Source organism: Agromyces humi, from assembly GCF_009720255.1.
GTDB classification, from domain to species: Bacteria; Actinomycetota; Actinomycetes; order Actinomycetales; family Microbacteriaceae; genus Agromyces; species Agromyces humi.
This window is the reverse complement of the sequence record NZ_WJSP02000229.1, coordinates 1-5,963: the sequence shown is the minus strand read 5'-3', so window position 1 is coordinate 5,963 and position 5,963 is coordinate 1. Positions and strand designations below refer to the sequence as shown.

The 5,963-nt window shown below is 70.9% G+C and carries 8 protein-coding genes and 1 pseudogene; 8 read left to right on the top strand and 1 reads right to left on the bottom strand.

Going from position 1 to position 5,963, the window contains the following annotated elements; genetic code table 11:
* Nucleotides 1–20: 20 nt before the first annotated feature.
* Nucleotides 21–314 (bottom strand): DUF4031 domain-containing protein, encoded by a 294-nt coding sequence (locus tag GH736_RS15575; RefSeq protein WP_159604959.1) that lies wholly within the window; start codon nt 312–314, stop codon nt 21–23.
* Nucleotides 315–533: 219 nt separating this feature from the next.
* Between GH736_RS15575 and rplU the strand changes: the two genes are divergently transcribed.
* The 8 genes and pseudogenes from rplU to GH736_RS24620 all read left to right on the top strand — a co-directional run.
* Nucleotides 534–842, top strand: coding sequence for a 50S ribosomal protein L21 (gene rplU, locus GH736_RS15570; RefSeq protein WP_159604957.1), 309 nt, complete (start codon nt 534–536; stop codon nt 840–842).
* A 25-nt stretch (nt 843–867) separates the two neighbouring features.
* Nucleotides 868–1,125, top strand: coding sequence for a 50S ribosomal protein L27 (gene rpmA / locus GH736_RS15565; RefSeq protein WP_130352862.1), 258 nt, complete (start codon nt 868–870; stop codon nt 1,123–1,125).
* Between the two features lie 74 nt (nt 1,126–1,199).
* Nucleotides 1,200–2,768: a GTPase ObgE gene (gene obgE, locus GH736_RS15560; protein WP_159604955.1), complete on the top strand. Its 1,569-nt coding sequence runs from the start codon at nt 1,200–1,202 to the stop codon at nt 2,766–2,768.
* Entirely contained in the window at nt 2,765–3,583 is an 819-nt protein-coding gene (gene proB, locus GH736_RS15555) for a glutamate 5-kinase (RefSeq protein ID WP_159604953.1), read from the top strand. The genes obgE and proB overlap by 4 nt, the downstream gene beginning before the upstream one ends.
* A gap of 9 nt (nt 3,584–3,592) precedes the next feature.
* Entirely contained in the window at nt 3,593–4,861 is a 1,269-nt protein-coding gene (locus GH736_RS15550; protein WP_159604951.1) for a glutamate-5-semialdehyde dehydrogenase, read from the top strand.
* Nucleotides 4,862–4,911: 50 nt separating this feature from the next.
* Entirely contained in the window at nt 4,912–5,133 is a 222-nt protein-coding gene (locus GH736_RS15545; protein ID WP_159604949.1) for a hypothetical protein, read from the top strand.
* 15 nt (nt 5,134–5,148) lie between these two features.
* Nucleotides 5,149–5,748 carry a nicotinate-nucleotide adenylyltransferase gene (nadD, locus tag GH736_RS15540; RefSeq protein WP_159604947.1) on the top strand — a complete coding sequence of 200 codons (600 nt, stop codon included), beginning with the start codon at nt 5,149–5,151 and terminating at the stop codon, nt 5,746–5,748.
* A pseudogene (locus GH736_RS24620) lies at nt 5,745–5,963 on the top strand (hypothetical protein); the annotation flags it as partial. The gene nadD and the pseudogene GH736_RS24620, both read left to right, overlap by 4 nt.

Here is a 5,963-nt window from a genome sequence, read left to right as displayed (position 1 = left end):
ACGGCTCGGCGACCGCGGACTCAGCCGAGCGCTGAGCCGGTTCTCCGGGCTCGTCGCTCGCGCGGCGTGACCCGGAGCCCGCTCGCGGCGAGTCGTCGCACGAGTTCGCGCGGCGGCACCGGCTCGGCACCGGCCGCGACGAGCTCGTCGTAGCGCTCGGCAGGCACGTCGTAGTGGTCGAGGTCGAACGCCCGCGGCGGCACCCCCGCGCGCTGGGCGAAGGCGCGAAGCTCCTCGATCGAGTGATCGCTCACCAGGTGCGACCACACCGTGCCGTGCTTGGGCCACAGCGGGGGGTCGATGAGCACGGCCATGTCGCCGATCCTACCCGGGCGCCTCGAGCGACTCGCCGGGGACGCGCGTTTGACCGACCATCGGGCATCAGGTAAACTCGACCGTTGGTGCCACCGCTTATCCCGGTGTGCCCGCACAGTTTTCTGGCAGTGACGACCCTCCTTCCCGCTGGGGTCCCGCGCAGTGACACCCCATCAGACAGCCGGAACCCCCGGGTTCCCCAGAGATAGGTACGAGTAGTGGTTTACGCAGTAGTGCGCGCCGGCGGTCGGCAGGAGAAGGTCGAAGTCGGCACCATCGTGACGATGGACCGCATCAAGGCTGACAAGGACGGCAACGTCTCGCTCATCCCGGTCCTCCTCGTCGACGGCGAGAAGATCACCTCCGACGCCAAGTCGCTCGCAAAGGTCACGGTCACGGCTGAGGTCCTGAACGACCTTCGCGGCCCCAAGATCGTGATCCAGAAGTTCAAGAACAAGACCGGCTACAAGAAGCGCCAGGGGCACCGTCAGGAGCTCACGCGCGTCAAGATCACCGGCATCAAGTAGCAGCGGCCCGCAAGGAGATACAGACATGGCACACAAAAAGGGAGCGAGCTCCACTCGCAACGGTCGTGACTCGAACGCCCAGCGCCTCGGCGTGAAGCGCTTCGGCGGCCAGGTCGTCAGCGCGGGCGAGATCCTCGTCCGCCAGCGCGGCACGCACTTCCACCCGGGTGCTGGCGTGGGTCGCGGCGGCGACGACACGCTCTTCGCCCTCGAGGCGGGCGCTGTGCAGTTCGGCAACAAGGGCGGCCGGAAGGTCGTCAACATCGTGGCGGCCGGCGAATAGTCGACCGACAGGTCTTGTGAGGGCGGGCTTCGGCTCGCCCTCACGCGTTTTCACCCCGTGAGGAGGGATGCGGCATGGTCAGCTTCGTCGACCAGGTGACGTTGTTCGTGCGCGCCGGCCACGGCGGCAACGGGTGCGTCTCGGTACGCCGGGAGAAGTTCAAGCCCCTCGCGGGCCCCGACGGCGGGAACGGCGGCCACGGCGGCGACATCGTGCTCGTCGCCGATCCGAACGTCACGACCCTCCTCGCGTACCACGGGCGCCCCCACCGCTCCTCCGACAACGGCCAGCCGGGCATGGGCGACAACCGCTCGGGCGCGGCAGGCGAGCTCCTCGAGCTCCCCGTTCCCGTCGGCACCGTCGTGAAGGACCCCGACGGCAGCGAGCTCGCCGACCTCACCGAGCCGGGCATGCGCTTCGTCGTGGCCCCCGGCGGGCAGGGCGGGCTCGGCAACGCCGCCCTCGCGAGCACCAAGCGCAAGGCCCCCGGCTTCGCGCTCCTCGGCACGCCCGGGTTCGAGGGCGAGGTGAAGCTCGAGCTGAAGACCATCGCTGATGTCGCACTCGTCGGCTTCCCATCGGCGGGCAAGTCCAGCCTCATCGCCGCGCTCTCCGCGGCGCGGCCCAAGATCGCCGACTACCCGTTCACCACGCTGCATCCGAATCTCGGTGTCGTCGAAGCGGGCGACCACCGGTTCACCGTCGCCGACGTGCCCGGGCTCATCGAGGGCGCGAGCGAGGGCAAGGGGCTCGGCCTCGAGTTCCTCCGCCATGTCGAGCGCTGCTCGGCGCTCCTGCACGTCATCGACTGCGCGACGCTCGAGCCCGGGCGCGACCCGCTCAGCGACCTCGACATCATCCTCGCCGAGCTGGCCGCCTACCCTGTGCCCGATGGCCAGGTGCCGCTGCTCGATCGGCCCCAGCTCATCGCCCTGAACAAGGTCGACGTGCCCGAGGCCCGCGAGTTGGCGGAGTTCGTGCGTCCCGAGCTCGAGGGGCGCGGCTACCGCGTCTTCGAGATCTCGACCGTCAGCCACGAGGGCCTGCGGCAGCTCGGCTACGCGCTCGGCGAGCTCGTCGACGAGGCCCGCGCCGCCGCGGCATCCGCCCCCGAGGCCCCGCGCATCGTGATGCGTCCGAAGGCCGTCTACGACTCGGGCTTCGTCGTGCGCCCCGAGGGCGGCAGCTACGGCACGCTCTACCGCGTGCTCGGCGTGAAGCCCGAGCGCTGGGTGCACCAGACCGACTTCGCGAACGACGAGGCCGTCGGCTTCCTCGCCGACCGCCTCGCGCGGCTCGGCGTCGAGGACGCGCTCGTGCGCGCCGGCGCAGTCGCCGGCTCCACCGTCGTCATCGGGCCCGGGTCGGGCGTCGTGTTCGACTGGGAGCCGACCCTCACCTCGACCGCCGAGCTCATCACCGCACCGCGCGGCGCGGACCTCCGCCTCGACGACAATCGCCGGGCCACCCGCGCCGAGCGCAAGACCGAGTACCACGAGCGCATGGATGCGAAGGCCGAAGCCCGCGCCGAGCTCCAACGCGAGCGCGAGGCCGGCCTGTGGGGCGAGGACCCCGACGTGGAGGTCGCCGTCGACGACCTGCAGCCGGCGGACGGCGAGGGATCGGGGGAGGGCGAACGGTGACACCGCGCACGCGCGCCGACATCCCCGATGCCCGGCGCATCGTCGTGAAGGTCGGCTCGTCCTCGATCAGCGGCGCGAACGCGGGGCAGATCGGCCCGCTCGTCGACGCCCTCGCGGCCGCGCACGAGCGCGGCACCGAGGTGGTGCTCGTGTCCTCGGGCGCCATCGCCACGGGCATGCCCTACCTCAAGCTCGATGCGCGGCCCACCGACCTCGCGACGCAGCAGGCTGCGGCATCCGTCGGGCAGAACCTGCTCGTGTTCCGTTATCAGGACTCGCTCGACCGCTACGGCATCGTCGCCGGCCAGGTGCTCCTCACCGCCGGCGACCTCGAGCACGCCACGCCACGGTCGAACGCCCAGCGGGCCATGGACCGCCTTCTCGCGCTCCGCATCCTGCCGATCGTGAACGAGAACGACACCGTTGCGACGCACGAGATCCGCTTCGGCGACAACGACCGGCTCGCGGCCCTCGTCGCCGAGCTGATCGGTGCCGACCTGCTCGTGCTGCTCTCCGACGTGGACGCCCTGTACACGAGGCCGCCGCACCTGGAGGGCGCGGAGCGGATCGCCCATGTGGCGTTCGGCGACGGGCTCGCCGGCGTCGAGATCGGTTCCGTCGGGCGCGCCGGCGTCGGCACCGGGGGAGCGGAGACGAAGGTCTCCGCCGCCCGCATCGCGGCAGAGGCGGGAGCCGCCGTGCTCATCACGGCGACCCCGCTCGTCGCCGAGGCGCTCGCGGGCGCCGAGATCGGCACCTGGTTCGACGCGGCACCGGTTCGTCACACTCGAGGCGGCGAATCCGACCTCGCCTAGGCTGGTCGCATGGAGCACCCCGACCTCGACACCACGGTGATCGACGCGCGCCTCGCCGCCGCGAAAGAGGCCTCGTACCGCCTCGCGCGCGCGACGACATCCGAGAAGGATGCGGCGCTCGCACAGGTGTCCTCGATCCTTCGCGAGCGCACCGACGAGATCGTCGCCGCGAACGCGCGCGACCTCGAAGCGGGTCGGCAGGGGGGCCTGGCCGCCGGGCTCCTCGACCGGCTGGCGCTCGATCCGGCCCGCATCGCCGCCCTCGCCGACGCCGTGCTCGAGGTGATCGCCCTCACCGACCCGGTCGGCGAGACGGTGAGCGGTCGTTCCCTCCCCAGCGGTGTGCGCATCGACCAGGTGCGCGTGCCCCTCGGCGTGGTGGGTGCGATCTACGAGGCTCGCCCCAACGTGACCATCGACATCGCCGTGCTCGCGCTGAAGAGCGGCAACGCCGTGGTGCTCCGCGGCGGCAGCGCCGCCGAGCAGACGAACGCGGTGCTCCTCGGCGTGCTCCGCGACGCGTTGCAGGCTGCCGGGCTGCCGGCCGACGGCGTGCAGACCGTCGACGACTTCGGCCGCGCCGGCGCGCGCCACCTGATGCAGGCCCGCGACTACGTCGACGTGCTCATCCCGCGCGGCAGCGCCGGCCTCATCAAGGCGGTCGTCGACGAGGCCCGCGTCCCCGTCATCGAGACCGGAGCCGGGGTCGTCCACATGTTCCTCGACGCGAGCGCACGCGAGGACTGGGCAGTCGAGCTCGTGCACAACGCGAAGACGCAGCGCCCCAGCGTGTGCAACGCCCTCGAGACCCTGCTCGTGCACCGGGAGGCCGCCGAGCGGCTGCTGCCGCCGGTGCTCGACCGGCTCGAGGCATCCGGAGTCACGATCCACGCCGACCAGCGCGTGCGATCGCTGCGGCCCGAGGCGCTCGCGGTCACCGACGACGACTGGGCCACCGAGCACATGAGCCTCGACCTCTCGGTGGGCATCGTCGACTCGCTCGACGACGCCCTCGCCCACATCCGGCGGTACTCCACGAAGCACACCGAGTCGATCGTCACGAACGACCTCGGCAACGCCGAGCGGTTCCTCAACGAAGTGGATGCCGCGGCCGTCATGGTGAACGCGTCCACGCGGTTCACCGACGGCGCCGAGTTCGGCTTCGGAGCCGAGGTGGGCATCTCCACGCAGAAGCTGCACGCCCGCGGCCCGATGGGCCTGCCCGAGCTCACCAGCACGAAGTGGATCGTGCGCGGTGCCGGGCACGTGCGCGCCTGACGTCGCTAGACTGTCACGAGCGACACCCGCAGGATCGAAAGGAACGGCGAATGAGCCTCACCACCGCAGTGCTGACCGGCACGGTACTCACCGAGACGGTGCACGCGAGAGAGCTCCCGATGGAGCCGTTCATGTACGGCCTGGTCGCGATCATCATCTTCGCCGCGCTCGCGTTCGTCGCCGCGTCCTACCGCGACGTCGCCAACCGCCACCGCGCGAAGGCCGAGGCCTACGCGGCCCGTCACGGCGGGAGCGAGCACGGCGGGCACTGAGCGGGTCTCCGCGAGATGACGGGTGAGAACGGTCGGCCACGCATCGGCGTGATGGGCGGCACGTTCGACCCCATCCATCACGGTCACCTCGTGGCCGCGAGCGAGGTGGCGCAGTCACTCGGCCTCGACGAGGTGATGTTCGTCCCCACGGGCGCGCCGAGCTACAAGGCCGACGTCACGCCCGCTGAGCACCGGTATCTCATGACGGTCATCGCGACCGCCTCGAACCCCAGCTTCACGGTGAGCCGGGTCGACATCGACCGCCACAAGCCCACGTTCACGATCGACACGCTCCGCGACCTCCATGAGCAGCGCCCCGACGCCGACCTGTACTTCATCACCGGTGCCGACGCGATCGCGCAGATCCTCTCGTGGAAGGACGTCGACGAGCTCTGGCGACTCGCGCACTTCGTCGCTGTGAGTCGCCCGGGACACGTGCTGTCCGTTTCGGGTTTGCCTGAGCAGGACGTAAGCTTGTTGGAGGTTCCGGCACTTGCGATCTCGTCGACCGACTGCCGGGACAGGGTGCGCCGGGGATTCCCGGTGTGGTACTTGGTGCCCGATGGGGTCGTCCAGTACATCTCCAAGCACCATCTCTATCGGAGTGTCGAATGACGTCGTCGCAGGAACCCCCGCTGACGCGCCGCGAGTTGCGTGAGCGCGAACGGCTGCGGGAGCAGCAGGAGACTTCGCCGACCCCGGATGCCGCCCCGGCGGCTCCTGCGCAGCCGGTTCCCACCGCGCCGCAGACGTCAGCGCCCCAGCCACCCGTGCAGGCTCAGCCACCCGTGCAGGCTCCACCTCCCGTGCAGGCGGCACCGCCGGTGCCG